The organism is Flexivirga meconopsidis (genome assembly GCF_026162425.1).
GTDB classification, from domain to species: Bacteria; Actinomycetota; Actinomycetes; order Actinomycetales; family Dermatophilaceae; genus Flexivirga; species Flexivirga meconopsidis.
Genome location: NZ_JAOBQJ010000002.1, coordinates 907,047 through 924,688 on the forward strand (window position 1 = coordinate 907,047; position 17,642 = coordinate 924,688).

13 protein-coding genes are annotated in these 17,642 nt (G+C 69.1%); 7 read left to right on the forward strand and 6 right to left on the reverse strand.

The window, feature by feature from the left end:
- Window positions 1-11 precede the first annotated feature (11 nt).
- Together N2M23_RS09610 and gabT are read left to right on the forward strand one after the other, a co-directional pair.
- Entirely contained in the window at window positions 12-794 is a 783-nt protein-coding gene (locus tag N2M23_RS09610) for an inositol monophosphatase family protein (RefSeq protein WP_265445035.1), read from the forward strand.
- Between the two features lie 480 nt (window positions 795-1,274).
- Window positions 1,275-2,615 carry a 4-aminobutyrate--2-oxoglutarate transaminase gene (gene gabT, locus N2M23_RS09615; protein ID WP_265445036.1) on the forward strand — a complete coding sequence of 447 codons (1,341 nt, stop codon included), beginning with the start codon at window positions 1,275-1,277 and terminating at the stop codon, window positions 2,613-2,615.
- On the opposite strand, the gene N2M23_RS09620 is transcribed toward gabT, so the two are convergent.
- The 3 genes from N2M23_RS09620 to N2M23_RS09630 all read right to left on the reverse strand — a co-directional run bounded on the left by N2M23_RS09620 (window position 2,551) and on the right by N2M23_RS09630 (window position 6,017).
- Window positions 2,551-3,858: an MFS transporter gene (locus N2M23_RS09620; RefSeq protein WP_265445038.1), complete on the reverse strand. Its 1,308-nt coding sequence runs from the start codon at window positions 3,856-3,858 to the stop codon at window positions 2,551-2,553. The two genes, gabT and N2M23_RS09620, sit on opposite strands and share 65 nt — an antisense overlap.
- Window positions 3,855-4,475, reverse strand: a complete 621-nt coding sequence (locus tag N2M23_RS09625) for a helix-turn-helix domain-containing protein (RefSeq protein ID WP_265445040.1) — start codon at window positions 4,473-4,475, stop codon at window positions 3,855-3,857. Before N2M23_RS09625 ends, N2M23_RS09620 begins: the two co-directional genes overlap by 4 nt.
- A gap of 72 nt (window positions 4,476-4,547) precedes the next feature.
- Window positions 4,548-6,017 carry an MFS transporter gene (locus N2M23_RS09630; RefSeq protein WP_265445042.1) on the reverse strand — a complete coding sequence of 490 codons (1,470 nt, stop codon included), beginning with the start codon at window positions 6,015-6,017 and terminating at the stop codon, window positions 4,548-4,550.
- Window positions 6,018-6,200: 183 nt separating this feature from the next.
- Between N2M23_RS09630 and N2M23_RS09635 the strand changes: the two genes are divergently transcribed.
- Window positions 6,201-7,523 (forward strand): threonine/serine exporter family protein, encoded by a 1,323-nt coding sequence (locus N2M23_RS09635; RefSeq protein ID WP_265445044.1) that lies wholly within the window; start codon window positions 6,201-6,203, stop codon window positions 7,521-7,523.
- Between the two features lies 1 nt (window position 7,524).
- On the opposite strand, the gene N2M23_RS09640 is transcribed toward N2M23_RS09635, so the two are convergent.
- Window positions 7,525-8,874 (reverse strand): M16 family metallopeptidase, encoded by a 1,350-nt coding sequence (locus tag N2M23_RS09640; protein ID WP_265445045.1) that lies wholly within the window; start codon window positions 8,872-8,874, stop codon window positions 7,525-7,527.
- A complete protein-coding gene (locus N2M23_RS09645) occupies window positions 8,874-10,148 on the reverse strand; it encodes a M16 family metallopeptidase (protein WP_265445047.1) in 1,275 nt (424 codons plus the stop codon). Before N2M23_RS09645 ends, N2M23_RS09640 begins: the two co-directional genes overlap by 1 nt.
- Before the next feature lie 146 nt (window positions 10,149-10,294).
- Between N2M23_RS09645 and N2M23_RS09650 the strand changes: the two genes are divergently transcribed.
- Window positions 10,295-10,519, forward strand: a complete 225-nt coding sequence (locus tag N2M23_RS09650; RefSeq protein ID WP_265445049.1) for a hypothetical protein — start codon at window positions 10,295-10,297, stop codon at window positions 10,517-10,519.
- A gap of 68 nt (window positions 10,520-10,587) precedes the next feature.
- Here the strand turns inward: N2M23_RS09650 and N2M23_RS09655 are convergent, their stop codons facing one another.
- Window positions 10,588-12,036: an NAD(P)/FAD-dependent oxidoreductase gene (locus N2M23_RS09655; RefSeq protein WP_425270210.1), complete on the reverse strand. Its 1,449-nt coding sequence runs from the start codon at window positions 12,034-12,036 to the stop codon at window positions 10,588-10,590.
- A gap of 197 nt (window positions 12,037-12,233) precedes the next feature.
- Here N2M23_RS09655 and N2M23_RS09660 point away from each other — a divergent pair, with 197 nt between their 5' ends.
- The 3 genes from N2M23_RS09660 (at window position 12,234) to N2M23_RS09670 (ending at window position 17,637) form a co-directional block, all read left to right on the forward strand.
- On the forward strand, window positions 12,234-13,331 hold the full coding sequence (locus N2M23_RS09660; protein WP_265445051.1) for an FHA domain-containing protein: 1,098 nt from the start codon (window positions 12,234-12,236) through the stop codon (window positions 13,329-13,331).
- A gap of 124 nt (window positions 13,332-13,455) precedes the next feature.
- Entirely contained in the window at window positions 13,456-16,017 is a 2,562-nt protein-coding gene (locus N2M23_RS09665; protein ID WP_265445053.1) for an FHA domain-containing protein, read from the forward strand.
- A gap of 153 nt (window positions 16,018-16,170) precedes the next feature.
- Window positions 16,171-17,637 (forward strand): pyridoxal phosphate-dependent decarboxylase family protein, encoded by a 1,467-nt coding sequence (locus tag N2M23_RS09670; RefSeq protein WP_279671896.1) that lies wholly within the window; start codon window positions 16,171-16,173, stop codon window positions 17,635-17,637.
- The last annotated feature ends 5 nt before the right edge of the window (window positions 17,638-17,642 follow it).

Genomic DNA, 17,642 nt, shown 5'->3' on the forward strand with positions numbered 1-17,642 from the left:
GTTCTTGGGTTATGCCGACGTATGACGATGACCTGCGCCTCGCCCACGTGCTGGCCGATGCCGTGGAGCCGATCACGATGGACCGGTTCCGGGCCGAAGACCTGCAGGTCAGCGCCAAGCCCGACCTCACGCCGGTGACCGATGCCGACGTTGCCGTCGAAGAGACGATTCGATCGCAACTGCGGCGTAGCCGCCCGCGGGACGCGATGCTCGGCGAGGAACAGGGCCTGCAGGGCAGCGGCCCGCGCCAGTGGGTAGTCGACCCGATCGACGGCACCAAGAACTTCGTGCGCGGAGTGCCGGTGTGGGCGACGCTGATCGCCCTGGTCGACGACGGTGTGCCGGTCGTCGGTCTGGTCGCCGCGCCAGCCTTGGGACGTCGTTGGTGGGCCGGAATCGGCACCGGCGCGTGGAGCGGCCGGTCGTTGTCGGGTGCCAAACGTATTGCGGTCTCTGGGGTTTCGAAGCTGTCGGATGCCTCGGCCTCGATCGCGGGGTGGTCGACGTGGGGCGAGCTCGGCCGCCGGGCGGCACTCGTGGAGTTGCTCGACGAGTGCTGGCGAGTGCGCGGCTACGGCGACTTCTGGGGGCACATGCTGGTCGCCGAGGGGGCGGTCGACTTCGCGCCGGAGCCGGAGCTCGAGCTCTACGACATGGCCGCGCTCGCGCCGATCGTCACCGAAGCCGGCGGCCGGTTCACCGGCCTGGACGGGGCGGACGGCCCCTGGAGCGGCAACGCGCTGTCCAGCAACGGACTGCTGCACGACCAAGTGCTCGCGCGGCTGGGTGGCTGAGGCGCGCGCAGGCCCGGGCGGCCGGGGGGGCGGCGGCGCGGCGGCGGCGCGGCGGCGTGCACAAGGCGCAACCGTTTCGAGTTATGCACACCAACCCGCCGCAACCCGCGCACAAACCGCAACCGTTTCGACTTATGCACGCCAACCCGCCGCACCCCGCGCACAAACCGCAACCGTTTCGACTTATGCACACCAACCCGCCGCACCCCGCGCACAAACCGCAACCGTTTCGACTTATGCACACCAACCCGCCGCACCCCGCGCACAAACCGCAACCGTTTCGACTTATGCACACCAACCCGACGCAACCCGCAACCGTTTCGAGTTATGCACGCGATCCCCCGAAACCCTCCCCGCACCCCATTCCCGGGACGACTTCGATTTCGAAACACCTGCGTGGCACACTGGCCGGAGCGTCCCAGCGCGGGGTCGGAAGCGCCCCGCCGCGGCGTCCCACCGCATGTTTCGAAGGAGCCAGCCATGACGGTCACGTCCACCGAGATCCCCCAGCGCCGTGAGCTGAAGACGGCGCTGCCGGGCCCGAAGTCGCAGGAGCTCGCCGCGCGCCGCTCGTCGGTGGTCGCCGGTGGCGTCTCCTCCACGCTGCCGGTCTATGTCGCCCGCGCCGGTGGCGGTGTGGTCGAGGACGTCGACGGCAACACGCTGATCGACCTCGGCTCCGGCATCGCGGTGACGACGGTCGGCAACTCCGCACCGCGCGTGGTCGACCAGGTGAGCGACCAGGTCGCCGACTTCACCCACACCTGCTTCATGATCAGCCCCTACGAGGAGTACGTCGCGGTCGCCGAGAAGCTCGCCGAACTGACGCCGGGCGACCACGCCAAGAAGTCGGCGTTGTTCAACTCCGGTGCCGAGGCGGTCGAGAACGCCGTCAAGATCGCGCGCTACGCCACCGGCCGGCAGGCGGTCGTCGCGGTCGACCACGCCTACCACGGCCGCACCAACCTCACGATGGCGCTGACCGCGAAGGCGATGCCCTACAAGAAGGGCTTCGGGCCGTTCGCGTCCGACATCTACCGGGTGCCCACGTCATACCCGTTCCGTGACCCGGAGGGCATGACGGGCGAGCAGGCCGCGCAGCGTGCCATCACCATGGCGGAGAAGGCCGTCGGTGCCGACCAGATCGCGGCGTTCATCATGGAGCCGATCCAGGGCGAGGGCGGCTTCATCGTGCCGGCGCCGGGTTTCCTTGCCGCTATTGCCGATTGGTGCAAGGCCAATGGCATCGTCTTCATCGCCGACGAGGTGCAGAGTGGCTTCGCACGCACCGGCGAGTGGTTCGCGGTCGATCACGAGGGCGTGGTGCCCGACCTGGTCACCACCGCCAAGGGCATCGCCGGTGGCCTGCCGCTCGCCGCGGTGACCGGTCGCGCCGAGCTGATGGACGCCGTGCACCCGGGCGGACTCGGTGGCACGTATGGCGGCAACCCGGTCGCCTGCGCCGCAGCGCTCGGTGCGATCGACACGATGGAGCAGGACGGTCTGCTTGGCCGCGCTGCCGAGATCGAGCGGGTCGCGACCGCCAAGCTGCGCGAGCTGCAGGCGAAAACCCCTGCCATCGGTGACATTCGGGGCCGCGGCGGCATGCTGGCGATCGAGATCGTGCAGCCGGGCACCAAGGATCCGGACGCCGAGCTGACGGCAGCCGTCGCCAAGCGCTGCCACGAGCAGGGCGTGATCATCCTGACCTGCGGCACGTTCGGCAACGTCATCCGCCTCCTGCCGCCGCTGGTGATCAGCGACGAGCTGCTGGTCGAGGGGCTGCAGGTGCTGGGCGACGCATTCGCCGAGCTCGGCTGACCTTTACCCGCGGCACCGGGCGAGCGTGCTGGCTCTGGCGACCGAACTCGCGAAAGCTCCTGCGCCACAACGGCATCAGCGACACCGCGAAGTAGGCGACGCCGGTCGTGAGCACCGCCGCCCGGAGCCCGACGGCACTCACCAGCACCCCGCCGAGCAATCCGCCGAAAGGGATCAGCGACCAGCACAACGAGGTGCTGAGCGCGCTCACCCGACCCACGAGAGGCGCCGGGATCCGCTCGAAGATCACCGCACCGAGCACGGGATTGCAGAAGCCGGAAAGGAATCCGCCGACCGTCAGGACGACGGTCATCACCCACACGGGCAGGTCGAACGCGAACAGCGCGAAGCGCGGCAGACCCACCACGAGAAATCCGGCGAGGTAGACCGGCAGCCGCGGCAGCCGTTCCCCCAGCGCCGCTGCCGTCAGCGAGCCGAGGATCGAAGGTCCGGAGAGCGCGGCGAGCACCAGGCCGACGACTCCAGCACCGCGCCCGGTGTCGTGGGCCCAGACCGGCAGCAGGAGAGCGCTCCACGCCTGGTCCAGCAGGTTGGTCAGCGACACCATGATGGTGATGCCGACGAGCACCGAATCACCGCGCAGAAACTGCCACCCAGCGCGCAGGTCGACGAGGTATGACGACCGGGCGTCCCGACCGTCAGCGGACGGGTCCGATTGCGGCACAAGCAGGCCGATGCAGGTCGCGGCGACGGCGAAGGTGAACGCGTTGATGAGCAACGCCTGTGGTGCACCGACGAACGCCACGACCGCTCCCGCGGCTGCCGCACCGACGGTGCCGCCGAGCCGCTCGATCGCTCCGGAGATCCCGGTCACTCGCTCCAACGGCAACCCGGCCGCGTTCGCGACCGCGGGCACCAGCGCCTGTTTGGCACCGTCCGACGGCCCGCGCACCAGACCCATGAGCACGGCGATCGGCACCAGAACCGCCAGGTGCAGCCAGCCCAGCCAGTGCAGCACCGGCACCAGCGCCACGATCGGCACGCTGCACGAGTCTGCAGTGACCGCAACGCGTTTGGCGCCGACGCGATCGACGACCGGACCACCGAGCGCCTTGGCCGCGACATACGGCAGCATCTCCGCGAAGCCGACGATGCCGGTCCAAGCCACTGAGCCGGTCGTGGTCAGCACGAGCCACGGCACCGCGATCTGCGCGAGCCGGGTGCCCGAGACCGAGAAGGTCTCGGCGACTGCCAGTCCGACGAACGGCTTGCGGCTGCTCATGATTCGTCGTCGTCAGGGTGCACCAAGGTGCCCGGCCGCGGGAAGGCGTGAAACTGGAAGGTCACCAGCGCTGCGTCGTCGGTCTCAGCATCCTGCGCGGTGCCTTCGGCGAGGACCTGGTGCACCGCGTCCTTGATCCGGCGGACCTGATCCGGCGTGAGCCGCGCGTTCCAGTCACTCGCCTCGACCAGGTCCTGCCACTGGCGCGGCAACTCCTCGACCTCGGCTGCGGCCCGCTCGATGTCCTGGGAGGCAGACCGTGCGACGAGCGCGTGGTAGCTGCCCAGCACCGCCCGCTCCTCCGGATCGTCCACCGCCGACGGTTCGGTGTTGGTGGTCCGGTGTGCCGCCTTCCACCAACGGTCGCGCTTGCTGCCCCGCGAGTCGTCGTCGGTGATCAGGCCGGCCTCGGCGAGTTGCCGCAGGTGGTAGCTGGTCGCACCGGAGTTGACGCCGAGGCGCTGCGCGAGCTGCGACGCGGTCGCCGGCCCGTCGATGCGCAGCATGCCGAGCATGCGCAACCGCACCGGGTGGGCGAGCGCCTTGAGCTGCCCGAGATCAGGCTCGACACGGGCGCTCCGGGTCGGCGGGTTCGCATCGGGCGAGCGGTTCGTCATACCCGCAGGTTAGGACTGCAAAGAGGTGTTTGCAAACATTTCTTCGCAGTCCTACCGGTGGACGCGTACGCCCTACGCCGTGGCGGGGCCGTCCTTTGGACCCTTGCCGGGCCGCTTCGGCAACCGCTTGCGCAGGGCGCGGACGATCTCCTTGGCCTCTTCCTTGGTCGCGGCCGCGGGCGGCGAGCCCCACATCTTGCGACCGTTGGGCTCGGCGAGGAAGGCCACCGAGACGATGCCGATCAGACCGGCGGCGACCAGGTAGTAGCCCGGCCAGTTGAGATCTCCCGTCGCGCTGACGAGTGCACCGACGACGACCGACGTCGTACCGGCGAACAGTGAGATCGACACGTTGAAGGCGATCGACAGGGCGCCACCGCGCACCTGCGTCGGGAAGAGCGTGGGCAGTGTCGACGGCATGGTCGAGGAGAAGCAGATCAGCAGCAGCGCCATGATCAGCAGTCCGGCGAAGACACCGACGGTCGTCTGCGAGCGCACCAGCGCGATCATCGGCAGGCCGAGCACGACCAGTCCGATCGCGCCAACCCAGCAGACCGGCTTGCGGCCGACCTTGTCCGAGAGCATGCCGAGGAACGGAATCGTGAGCAATGCCAACGCCATCACCACGATCTGGATCACCTGCGACGTCGACGAGGAGACCGCGCCGTCATCCGGCAAGGTGTCGGTCACGTAGGTCGGCATGTATGACGTGAGCATGTAGTTGGTGACGTTCCAGACCAGCACCAGGCCCATGCAGACCAGCATGAACGGCCACAGCTGCAGGATCTTGCGCAGCTCTCCGCCGGTCTTGTTCTCCTTCTCCCGCTGCTCGGACTCCTTCTCCAGCGCGAGGTATGCCGGGGTGTCCGCGAGCTTGGTGCGCAGGTAGACGCCGACCAGCCCCAACGGCAGGCCGATGAAGAACGGGATCCGCCAGCCCCACGACACCAGCTGGTCGTGGGTGAGGACGGCGTCCGCGACCGTCACCATGATCGCGCCGAACAGGTAGCCGGTGAACGTGCCGAACTCCAGCCAGCTGCCCCAGAAGCCGCGCTTGCGGTCGGGCGCGTACTCGGCGATGAACGTCATCGCGTTGCCGTACTCACCACCGGTGGAGAAGCCCTGCACGAGCCGCGCGACCAACAACAGCAACGGCGCGAAGATCCCGATCGAGCTCTCGCTCGGGATGCATCCGATCGCGAACGTGCCGAGCGCCATCAGCACCATCGTGATCGCCAGCACCTTGTTGCGGCCGATCCGGTCGGCCAGCGGCCCGAAGAACATGCCGCCGAAGGGACGCACCAGGAACGCCACCGCGAAGAGACCGAAGGTCGCGATCGTGCCCGCCGCGTCGCTGAGGCCGTCGAAGAAGACCTCCTTGATCGTCGGCTCGAAGTAGGCGTAGACGCCGAAGTCGTACCACTCGGTGACGTTGCCGACGGCAGCCGCACCGATCGCCCGTCGGATGACGCCGGGTTCGGTCACGACGACGTCGCTGACGGCGTAGTCCTGAGGTTCCTCGAGTGGTTCGAGAGTCTGCACTCCGGGGGTGCTCCTTGGCGCTAGTACGTCGAAAATGGGCCACACGACGTTTTCAAGTACGACCTCCAGCGTCAAACCGAGACGGCCCGCGCGACACCTCCATAGGCCGTCGAAGCGGTCCGGAACCCGCGTCATACCGGGCGATTTTTGCTCGCGGCATGGAACCGGTCACACTTGCCTGCGATGACCAATGAGGACACCTATCTGACGCTGGATCTCGGCCTACGCGTCGGCGAACTACTGCTCTCCTCCGGCGCCGGTGCGGCCGATGTCAGCATCCAGATGCAGAACGTCGCGCTGGCGTGCGGCTTACGCGGCGTGAGTTCGAGCGTGACGTTCACCGAACTGCAACTGACTCACCAGGAGTCGCCCGAGCAGCCGCCGATCCTCCAGATGCGCAACGTCGTGCAGCGGGAGATCGACTACGAGGACCTCACTCTCGTCGACCAACTGGTCCGCGATCTGGTGGCCGGGCGGATCGACCGGGACGGCGCGCGCGCCGAGTTGGCCCGCATCGTCTCCTCGGGGCACACCCGATCCCGGCGGGCGGCCACGCTCGGCTGGGGAGTCATGGGAGGCGGCGTCGGCCTCATGCTCGGCGCCACCCCGATCGTCGTCCTCACCGCGTTCGTCGGTGCGATCCTCATCGACGTCAGCACCCGCGCGCTCGCCCGTCGCCGCTTGCCGGTCTTCTACCAGCAGGTCGCCGGCGGTCTGCTCGCCACCGTGCTGGCGGTGCTGGTCTCGTCCACCGACCTCAGCGACGAACCGAGTCGGATCATCAGCGCCGGCATCATCCTGCTGCTCGCCGGGGTCAGCTTCATGGGCGCCGTCCAGGACGCCCTCACCGGTTTCCCGCTGACCTCGATGGCGCGGTTGCTCGAGGCGACGCTTGCCACGGCGGGCGCCATTGCCGGCGTCAGCGGCGGCCTCACCCTGGCGAATGCGGTCGGGCTGGAGATGCCGCGCGTGACGCCGGGCAGCTCGATCTACTCGGCGACCCCGATGATGACGATCGGTGGGGCGGTGACGGCCGCCGCCTTCGCGTTCGCCTCCTACGCGCCGTTGCGGTCGCTGTTGCCGATCGCCCTGGTCGGCGGCCTCGCGAGCACCACCTTCGCGCTCGGCTTCCTCGGCGGCCTCGGCGTGGCCTGGCCGTCCGCACTGGCCGCGGTCCTCGTCGGTCTGATCAGCTATGCCATTGCCGGCCGGGTGCGGGTGCCGACCCTCGCGATCGTGGTCTCCGGGGTGGTGCCGCTGCTGCCCGGTCTGGCGATCTACCGGGGCCTGGCGATCCTGTCGGAGAATTCCGCGCGCGGCCTCATCGAGCTGGTCAATGCGGCAGTCATCGCCATCGCGCTCGGCGCCGGCGTGATCCTCGGTGAATACTTCGCCCAGCCGCTCAGCCGGGAGGCGCGGCGCTTCGAGCAGCGGCTGTCCGGCCCACGACTGGTCGGTCCGCTGACCGCCCGGTCGTCACGGTCGCGCCGTCACCGTGCCGGGTGAGTCACCCGACGACGGTGACCTCGCCGCGGCCCAGTCCGCGCACGCCCTCCGCGTGGGCTTCGGCGTCCCCGACGAGGACGACCGTGCGCGGCTCACCTGCGTAGGCGCCCCACGCGGCGTTCAGGTCGTCGGGGGTCAGAGTCGCCAGCTGAGCAAGGTATGACGAGACGAACTCCGTTGACAGCCCGTCGAGTTCGAGCGCGGCCGCCTCGTCCGCCACGGCGTCCGCGGTGGCGTAACGCGCCGGGGCGGTCTTGCCGATGTAGTCGACCGCCGACCGCGTCTCCTCCGCGGTGAGCGGCTTGCCCGACACCTCGTCCAGGATCGACAAGGTCAGCTCGGTCGCCTCGACGGTGACGTCGCTGCGCACCGAGCCGGAGGCCACGAAGACCCCACCGACCGCACGCGGGCGGAAGCCTGCGCGAAACCCGTAGGTGTAGCCCTTCTCCTCGCGCAGCACCGCGTCCAGCCGCGCCCCCGGCGAGCCGCCCACGGCGAAACCGAGTGCCGGATAGGGCGCCCAGCCGTGCTTGTCGCGCCGGTCGGGCCCGAACGAACCGACGTAGACCTCGGTCTGCACCGCGCCCGGTCGATCGACGAAGCGAATGCGCGGGCCACCGCCGGCGACGATCGCGGCGGGCGAATCAGACTGAGGCGCTTCGCCGTTCACCTGCCAGGAGCCGAGCGTCGCGTTCAGTGCGGCGACGGTTGCGGCCTCGTCCAGCTCTCCCGCGACGACGATGGTCGCGCCGTTCGGCCGCACCCAGTCGGCATGGAAACCGGCAACGTCGTCACGGCTGATGGCCCGCACCGTCTCCGGTGTGCCCGCGGCGGACCGCGAGGCGCGCGAGTCGGGCGAGTAGAAGGCCTCCGCCCACTCCAGCGCCGCCCGGGCTCCTGGCGAAGCCTGCTCCTGTTCGTACTCCGCGAGCCGCTGCTTCAGGTGGCGCTCGACCTCTTCCTGCGGAAAGACCGGCTCGCGCAGGCACTCGGTCAGCAGCTCCCAGCCGCGCGCGGATCGGCTTGCCATTGCTTCGAGTTCGACCGTCATACCCCTCGCGCCATAGCCGGCAGCGAGGGCGATGCCGTCACGTTCGAAGAGTTCGGCGAGTTCGTCTGCCGAATGGCTCGCGGTGCCCTCGTCCATCGTGCGCGAAACGAGGGTGGCGACTCCTTCCAGCTGCCGGGGTTCGACCGCGAGCGGCACCGGCAGGACCAGACGAGTGGAGGTGATGTGCTGCCCGGGACGGTTGTAGAGCAGCACGCGCATCCCGTTGTCGAGCGTGTGCTGGGTCCCGGTCGGGAAGGTCCATGGTTCCGCTGCGGCGACGACCGGGCGGGGCTGCACCATCAGTTCTGCTCCTTGCGATAGACGACCGTCGCGGCGGTCTCGGGCCGGACGTAGGCGCCGGCGATGCGTCGCACATCCTCGGCCGAGACCTCCGCAACCCGGTCCAGGTAGGTGTTGAGCTGATTCGGGTCGTCATACAGCAGCATCCCGGCGCTGATCACGTCGGCACGCTCGTCTTGCTGGGCAAGGCTCTGCAGCCACCAGCGCTCGACGTCGGCGCGGGCCGCCTCGAGTTCGGCGTCGGTCGGCGGCTCGGCGGCCAGCCGGGAGAGCTCCTCGGCGGCGATCTTCTCGGCCTGCTCGACCGGCACCCCGTCGGCCACGTCGAAGACCAGCGCACCCATCGAGGTGCCGTCGACCCGGCCGCCGGCATTGCGCGACACGTGCGTGACGACCTGCTCACCGCGCACCATGCGGCGGTAGAGACGGGAGGTCGCCAAGCCCGCCAGGACGTCGAAGGTCACCTCGGCGGCGATGAACTCGTCGGTGTTGCCTGCCGGCAACCGGAAACCGAGATACACCCGGTTTGCCGGTACGTCGGCGACCCGCTCCAATCGGCCGGGGCTCTCCAGCGGCGGCAGCGGCGGGTCGAGCGGCGGCGCCGGCGCATGGTCCGGGTTGGTCAGCTCGCCGAAATACTTTGCGGCCAGGGCGAATCCGTCGTCCGGCTGGATGTCGCCGACCAGGGTCAGCACGGTGTTGTCCGGTCGGTAGTGCTGCCGGTAGAACGCATGCACGTCGTCGAGAGTCGCCGCGTCGAGGTCGTCCATCGAACCGATCGTCGAGTGGTGGTAGGGGTGGCCGTCGGGGAAGACCAGCTCGGTCAGCTCGGTGAACGCGTTGCCGTAGGGCATGTTGTCGTAGCGCTGCCGCTTCTCCTCCTTGACCACGTCCCGCTGGTTGTCGAGGTTGGCCTGGGTCACCGCGGGCAGCAGTCGGCCGTGGCGATCGGCCTCCAACCAGAGCGCGAGCTCGAGCGCGCCGGTGGGCACCTGCTCGAAGTAGTTGGTCCGGTCGACCCAGGTCGTGGCGTTGAGTTGCGCCCCCTGCGCCATGAGCGCCGCGAAGTGCTCGCCCTCGGCGACGTTCTGCGAGCCTTGGAACATCAGGTGCTCGAACAGGTGCGCGAACCCGGTGCGTCCGGACTGCTCGTGCCGCGACCCCACACCGACCCAGAGGTTGACCGCCACCGTGGGCACGGAGTGATCCGGTGAGACGACGACTCGCAGGCCGTTGTCCAGCCGGTGCGTGGCGATCGGGTAGTCAGGCCGCATGCCCGCACCCTACGCGGCATGCCGGCTGAACAACTCCTGGGAGTTCACCCGGGGCCCTTGTTCGCGGCAACCCCCTGGAGCACGATCGACCTGGCACCGCCGGACCGCCCGGCCGCGCTTTCCACTCCCCATCAGGAGGCATGCTCATGGCAGTTTCGGTGAACCTCGCCAAGAAGCTCGACAAGGCCTACGAAGACAAGGAGCTGAAGGACATCCTCGACGCGCCGGTCGACGCCCTCGCCGGACTGACCCCGCGTCACACGGAGGCATTGAAGGATCTGCTCGGCATCAAGACCGTGCGTGACCTCGGCTCCAACAAGTACTTCGCGACCGCCGGCGTCCTGGTCGCGCTCGAGGGCCACGAGGGCTGACCCGCCGCGTGCCGGTCGTCATACCTCGTTGATGCTCCCCGTCGGGAGGTATGGCGACCGGCGCGCGATCAGCCGGCGTCGCGCTTGGGGTCCGGGGTGCGCTCCGGGAGAGCTCGGCCACTACCGAGCGGGACCTTGGCCTGGAAACCGCTCTCGTCCAACGCGTTTCGAGCAAAGATCTGCTGCTCTGTCGAGGTGCGCTCGCCGCGCGCCCGGCCGAGGAACGACACCGCCCAGTGGAAGAACGTGCCGAGCTGGCTCTTGAAGCCGATGATGTAGAACAGGTGCACGGCCAGCCACATGAACCAGGCGATGAAGCCGGAGAAACGCAGCTTGCCCACGCTCGCCACCGCGCTGAACCGCGAGATGGTGGCCATCGAGCCCTTGTCGAAGTACTTGAACCGGGCGTCGGTGGCCTCACCCTTCAGCCGGTGCAGGATCTGCTTGGCAGCGAACTTGCCGCCCTGGATAGCGACCTGCGCGACACCCGGCAGGTTGTCCAGCGAGATCATGTCGCCCACGACATACACGTTGGGGTAGCCGGGCAGGCTCAGGTCGGGCTGCACCTTGATGCGGCCGGCGCGGTCGAGCTCCGCGCCCGACTGCTCGCCGAGCGTCTTGCCGAGCTCGCTCGCCTGCACACCCGCCGCCCAAACCTTGGTGAGCGCCGGAATGCGCTCCTGTTTGCCGGCCGCGGTCTCGACCTCGATGCCGTCGGCGTCGACGTTGGTCACCTTGGTGTCGAGCCACACCTCGACACCCATCGACTCCAGCTTCTTGCGCGCCTTGGCTCCGAGGTGGTCACCGAACGCGGGCAGCACTGCGTCGGCGGCGTCGATCAGGATGATGCGCGCGTCCTCGGAGGCGATGTTGCGGAAGTCGTGCGGCAGCGTGCGCTTGGACAACTCCGCGATCTGCCCGGCCATCTCGACACCGGTCGCGCCGGCACCGACCACGACGAAGGTCATCAGCCGCTCGAGGTCCTGGTGGCGCCCGGAAGCCGCTGCGATCTCTGCAAGTTCGAACGCGCCGAAGATCCGGCCGCGCAGCTCCAGCGCGTCGTCGATGCTCTTCATGCCGGGTGCGTAGACCGCGAACTCCGGGTGGCCGAAGTAGGACTGGCCCGATCCGGCGGCCACGATCAGCGAGTCGTAGTCGTAAATGGTGTCGGTGCCGAGCGCGCTCGCCGTGACCGTCTGACTCTGCAGGTCGATGTCGACAACCTTGCCGTAGGCGACCTCGACATTCTTCTGCTTGGCCAGCACCTCCCGGGTGGAGGGCGCGATCAGTCCTTCGGAGAGGATGCCGGTCGCCACCTGGTAGAGCAGCGGCTGGAACAGGTGGTAGGTGGTCGACGAGATCAAGGTCACGTCGACGTCGGCGTGCTCGAAGGCCCGGGCGGAGAACAACCCACCGAAGCCGGAGCCGATGATGACCACCCGGTGCCGACCGGTCGGCACGTGACCGTGAGCCGGCATCGCCGCCGAGTTGCCTTGTGTTTGCTTGAATTCAGACATCTGCACCTACCTCCGTCGGGTGACGACCCCTAGGTCGTCCGAAACCGGCCCTCCCACGCTAGTGCCCGCATGGGCCGGTTTACCTCTGGTTCAACATCTGAGTCCGGGCTCGACTTCCGATTTCGTGCAAGATGTGCTCGTTTTCACTTGAGAGCTACCCTTGCCGGAGCCCACGCAGACTCGTCCCGGAGGCATCGATGAGCAACCCGCACGACCCCTCGCAGCAGCAGTGGGGACAACAGCCCCACCCCTCGCAGCCCGGTGGGTATGACGGAAGCGCCCCCGCCCCGGGCTTCGGCGAACCGCAATACGGCAGCCAGGGCGGCGAATACGGCCGTCCACCGGCCGACCAGCCGTGGGCCCAGCAGCCGCCGCAGGACAACGGGCAACAGGGTTACGACCAGCAGGCGTACGGCCAACAGGGTTATGGCCAACAGGGTTCTGGCCAGACCCCGCACTACGGCTACTCGGCTCCGGCCGCACCGGCCCAGATCCAGTGGGGTCCGCCGCAACCGGCATCGGGAGCGCCCGCGTGGGACGGTCCGGCGGCGTTCGCGTCGGCGCCGGCCGCGACCGCTCCGGCTCCGGCTCCGGCTCCGGCTCCGGCTCCGGCTCCGGCTCCGGCTCCGGCTCCGGCTCCGGAGGCAGCCAAGCAGGACGCCCCGGCGCAGGACGCACCCGAGCGGCCCGCCCCCGCTGCCGCACCCGAACCGGCCGCACCGCAGCAGCCGTGGGTCTCGGCCGGCGCAGCGCCGACCGCCCAGGAGGTCGTCGGCGACTGGCAGGCATCGCACGGCGCCGCCCCCGCTGCTCCGGCCGAGCAGCCGGCCCCGCCGGAGCCCTACCGGCCGCAGCCGGCAGAGCAGTCGCCGGAGGCGAGGCAGGCGCCCCCCTCCCCGCAGCAGCAGCAGCCGTCGGAGGAGCGAGCCCCGTCATACGAGCCTGTTCGGGAGGCAGAGCCGGCACCACGGCAGGACGCCGACATCGCGTATGCCCCGACGGTGACCACGCCCGCGGTGCCGGAGCCGACGCCGCAGGACGAACCCGGCGACGACGCACTCACCATCGGCCGCGGACGCGACAACTCGATCGTGCTCGACGACATGCTGGTATCGCGGCAGCACGTCCGCATCACCGCGGACGCCGAGGGCCTGGTGCTGGAAGACCTCGGCAGTCGCAACGGAACCTATGTCAACGGACGCCGCGTCGAACGCACGCATCTGTCCGAGGGTGACCGCATCGGCATCGGCGCGGCGACCTTCGAAGTGCGAGACGGCTGGCTGCTCAACATCTGAGTAGGGGTTGGCCCCCTCAGAGACGACGAGGCGACCTGGCTCCGTCCGCACTAAGGTGTGCAGCCGGGAAGGGACGCGCCGCCATACGCGCCCGAGTCGACACTTACATGGGGGACGCGTCACCGTGGCCACAACGACCACCGTCGAGATCACCTGCGAGGGGCGGACGATCTCACTCGCGTCCGGGAGCAATGCGGTCATCGGCCGCGACCTGGACTGCGACCTCGTCATCACCGACGCCCTCGCGTCCCGTCGGCACGCGGAGTTGCGCCTGGACGGAGCGACGCTGACCGTCACCGACCTCGGCAGCTCCAACGGCACCTTCGTCGACGGCGAACGCATCACCGTCCCGGTCGCCCTCGGCCCCGGCAGTCAGCTGCGGCTCGGCGGTGCGGCAGGCCCGCAGGTGAGTGCGCGCTCCGCACCGGCCGGCGTCGCCGCACGTATGCCGGGGGTTTCGACGCCGGCACCAGCTGCCCCGGCACCGACCCAGCACGTGCACCGCACGCAGCCGGCGCCGACGTCCGCACCGCAGTCCTCGATGAGCCAGCCGCTGCCGCGCAAGAAGCAGGGGGTTGCTCCGCTGCCGAAGTCACCGAGCAACACCGGTGTGGTGTTCGACCGCTACTCGTTGCCGAGCGGTCCGATCCAGCAGCGCACCCCGGTCGCCGCGGGCGGTCGTGCGACCGTCACCGGCTCGGTCCCGCAAGTCATGCCGGTGGAGCCGGCACCCGGTGGTGCCGGGGCGGGACGCGCGATCACCATCGGGCGTGGACTCGAGAACGAGATCGTCCTGGACGACCTACTGGCCTCTCGTCAGCACGCGCGCCTGGTGCCGTCCGGCGGCGGCTTCGAGGTGCAGGATCTCGGCAGCCGGAACGGCACGTACATCAACGGTCAGCGAGTCGCGACCGGCCGGCTCGGCGAAGGCGACCTGCTGGCGATCGGCCACTCCCGCTTCACTGTTCGGCAAGGGCAGCTGGTCGCCAGCGTGGACGAAGGCGACGTCAACTTCGTCGCCAACCACCTGACCTTCACGCTCGACAGCGGCAAGAAATTGCTCGACGACGTGTCCTTCGCGCTGGAGGGCTCCAGCCTGCTGGCGATCATCGGCCCGTCGGGTGCCGGGAAGTCGACCATGCTGAAGGCGCTCATCGGCTCGCAACCGGCGACCGAGGGCGAGGTCTACTACGACGGCCGAGACCTCTACCGCAACTTCCAGGACCTGCGGCACCGCATCGGCGTGGTCCCGCAGGACGACGTGGTGCACCGGCAGCTGACCGTGCAGCAGGCGCTCCGCTTCGCCGCGGAGCTGCGCTTCCCCGACGACCTGCCCGACGAGCTGCGCAACAAGCGGGTCGACGAGGTGATGGCCGAGCTCGGGCTGACCGAGCACGCCGACACCCGGGTGGACAAGCTCTCGGGCGGCCAGCGCAAGCGCACGTCGGTGGCCCTGGAGCTGCTGACCCAGCCGTCGCTGCTCTTCCTCGACGAGCCGACCTCGGGCCTCGACCCGGGCCTTGACAAGCAGGTCATGCAGACCCTGCGCGGGCTCGCCGACGGTGGACGCACGGTCGGCGTCATCACCCACAGCGTCGCCAACCTGGATGTGTGCGACAAGGTGCTGCTGCTCGCACCCGGCGGCAAGGTCGCCTATTTCGGCCCGCCCGGCGAGCTGCTCGGGTTCTTCGGCGCGCAGGACTACGCAGACGTGTTCAACGCAGTCACGGCCGACCCCGACGGCGCGCAGCAGCGTTTCCGCGAGTCACCGATGGAGGACGAGCAGGTCGAGGGCCCGCTCAGCGCCCCCCGCCGAGAGGCTCCCCCGCTCGAGAAGCCGCCCCGGCAGCAGAGCATCCCGTCCCAGCTGTCGACGCTGGCGCGGCGGCACGTGCGCGTCATACTCGCCGACCGTGGCTACTCGATCTTCATGCTGGTGCTGCCGATCGCGCTCGCGCTCGTGGCGATGCTGGTCCCCGGCAGCTACGGCTTGAAGCAGCAACCGCCGATGGGCGTCGGACCGGGCCAGGTGCGCTTCCACACCACCGAGCCGCTGCAACTGCTGGTCTTCCTGATCATCGGCGCAGTCTTCATGGGCACCGCTGCGACGATCCGCGAACTCGTGGGAGAACGCGCAATCTACAACCGGGAGAAGGCCGTTGGGCTCTCACCCCAGGCCTACCTGTGGGGCAAGCTGACGATCTTCGGGGTGCTCACGCTCCTGCAGTCGGCCCTCATGGTGTTGCTGGTGAGTCTGCGAAAGCCGATGCCCGACAGCGCGATCCTGCTCGGGTCACCGACTCTGGAGATCATCGTCGCCTGCTGGCTGACCGCGTTCGCGGCGGCGTCGCTCGGATTGCTGCTGTCGAGTGTGGTGCGTACGTCGGAGCAGGCTATGCCCGCGCTCGTCATCTCGATCATGGCCCAACTCGCACTCTGCGGCGGCCTCTTCCCGGTCAACGGTCGCCTCGGCCTCGAGCAGTTCTCCTGGCTGACGCCGGCCCGATGGGGGTATGCCGCGTCGGCGGCGACCACGGATGTGCGGTCGATCCTGGTCTCCCAGGACGACCCGCTGTGGAAGCACTCCGCCGGCGTGTGGACGCTGTCGATCGTGATGCTGCTCGTGCTCGCCGCGATCTACTCGGCGATCACTCTCTGGCGGTTGACCCGCAAGTCCACCGACTGACGACCGACCCGAAAGGCCCTGGGAACGCAACGTTCCCAGGGCCTTTCGCGGTTCTCCACCGCCCGACGCGAGGGTGTGACGCGTGGCATCTTGCATCAGACAGGCGTTTTGTTGTTAGGTTAGCCTTGCCTTTGCCAGCGACGAGAGGACGCGATGTCCCTGCTCCCGGATCCGGCCGACCATCTGCTCGATGGACGGGGCCCGGCCCACTACGAACGTGACGCGATCAGTGCCGTTGGCATGGTGTCCGCACGGTTCGGCAACTGCACCGCAGCCTTCTCGGGAGCCGACCACGGCGCGCTGCGCCGCGATGTCGACGCCGTCGATCTCGAGCGGCCGCTCGGCGACACCGCGGCCGCCTTGCGCGAACTCGACGACCTCTACCTGCGCGATGCGGTCTACTTCCACCACCCGCGCTACCTCGCGCACCTCAACTGTCCGGTGGTGACCCCTGCGGTTGTCGCGGATGCCATTGCCAGCGCTGTCAATTCGTCGCTCGACACCTGGGACCAAAGCGGCGGCGGGACGCTGATCGAGCAGCGGCTGATCGGCTGGACCTGCGAACGCCTGGGCTTCGATCCGCAGCTCGCCGACGGAGTCTTCACCAGCGGAGGCACCCAGTCCAACCTCCACGCGCTCTACCTCGCCCGCGAGCACGCCATCGCCGCGCAGTCTGCCGACCGCGTCGAGGCCCTTGCGCGGCTGCGGGTCTTCGCTTCTGCCGACAGCCACTTCAGCGTGCGGACCGCCGCGCGCCTGCTCGGTCTGCACCCGGATGCCGTGGTCACCGTCGCGACCGACCAGCACCGCCGGATGCGCGCGGACGGGCTGCGCGCGGCGATCACCGCCGCACGCACGTCGGGCGCGATTCCGATGGCCGTCGTCGCCACCGCAGGCACCACCGACTTCGGGGTGATCGACCCGGTGCGCTCGATCGCCGAGATCGTGCAGGAGCAGCCGGAACCGGTGTGGTTGCACGTGGATGCGGCATACGGCGGCGGCCTGCTGGCCTCCCCGACGCGTCGTCACCTGCTGCGCGGCATCGAGCACGCGCACTCGGCAACCGTCGACTTCCACAAGTCCTTCTTCCAACCGGTCAGCGCAAGCGCGATCCTGGTCCGTCGCGCCGAATGGATGGACGCTGGCCGGCACCACGCGGACTACCTCAACCCGGTTCGTATGGCGCGCGCCGGCATTCCGAATCAGGTGGACAAGTCGCTGCAGACGACGCGCCGCTTCGATGCCCTCAAGCTGTGGTTGACGCTGCGGGTCATGGGCGCCGAAGCGATCGGCGAGCTGTTCGACCGGGTGATCGAGCTGGCCGACGACGCCTACCAGCTGATCGCGGCGGACCCGCGGTTCGAGGTGCTCGCGCCATCCGATCTCAGCACCGTCGTCTTCCGATACGCCGGCTCGGACGCCGCGAACCTCGTTGCCCGCGAACAACTCTCAGCGAACGCCGAAGCGATGATCGCAAGCACGACCGTGGACGGCCGCACCTTCTTGAAGTTCACCCTGCTCAACCCACGGACCACCATCTCCGACGTCGCCGAGGTCGTCGAACTCATCGCCGGCTACGCGTCCGCCCACCTGCCCGCCCAATCGTCGTTCGCCTCCTGAAGGGT

Coding starts and splice junctions, on each gene's coding strand:
- N2M23_RS09620 (WP_265445038.1), bottom strand. CDS start 3,858: ATGAGCAGCCGCAAGCCGTTCGTCGGACTGGCAGTCGCCGAGACCTTC.
- N2M23_RS09655 (WP_425270210.1), bottom strand. CDS start 12,036: ATGTCTGAATTCAAGCAAACACAAGGCAACTCGGCGGCGATGCCGGCT.
- N2M23_RS09645 (WP_265445047.1), bottom strand. CDS start 10,148: ATGCGGCCTGACTACCCGATCGCCACGCACCGGCTGGACAACGGCCTG.
- N2M23_RS09610 (WP_265445035.1), top strand. CDS start 12: ATGCCGACGTATGACGATGACCTGCGCCTCGCCCACGTGCTGGCCGAT.
- N2M23_RS09650 (WP_265445049.1), top strand. CDS start 10,295: ATGGCAGTTTCGGTGAACCTCGCCAAGAAGCTCGACAAGGCCTACGAA.
- N2M23_RS09640 (WP_265445045.1), bottom strand. CDS start 8,874: ATGGTGCAGCCCCGCCCGGTCGTCGCCGCAGCGGAACCATGGACCTTC.
- N2M23_RS09635 (WP_265445044.1), top strand. CDS start 6,201: ATGACCAATGAGGACACCTATCTGACGCTGGATCTCGGCCTACGCGTC.
- gabT (WP_265445036.1), top strand. CDS start 1,275: ATGACGGTCACGTCCACCGAGATCCCCCAGCGCCGTGAGCTGAAGACG.
- N2M23_RS09670 (WP_279671896.1), top strand. CDS start 16,171: ATGTCCCTGCTCCCGGATCCGGCCGACCATCTGCTCGATGGACGGGGC.
- N2M23_RS09625 (WP_265445040.1), bottom strand. CDS start 4,475: ATGACGAACCGCTCGCCCGATGCGAACCCGCCGACCCGGAGCGCCCGT.
- N2M23_RS09660 (WP_265445051.1), top strand. CDS start 12,234: ATGAGCAACCCGCACGACCCCTCGCAGCAGCAGTGGGGACAACAGCCC.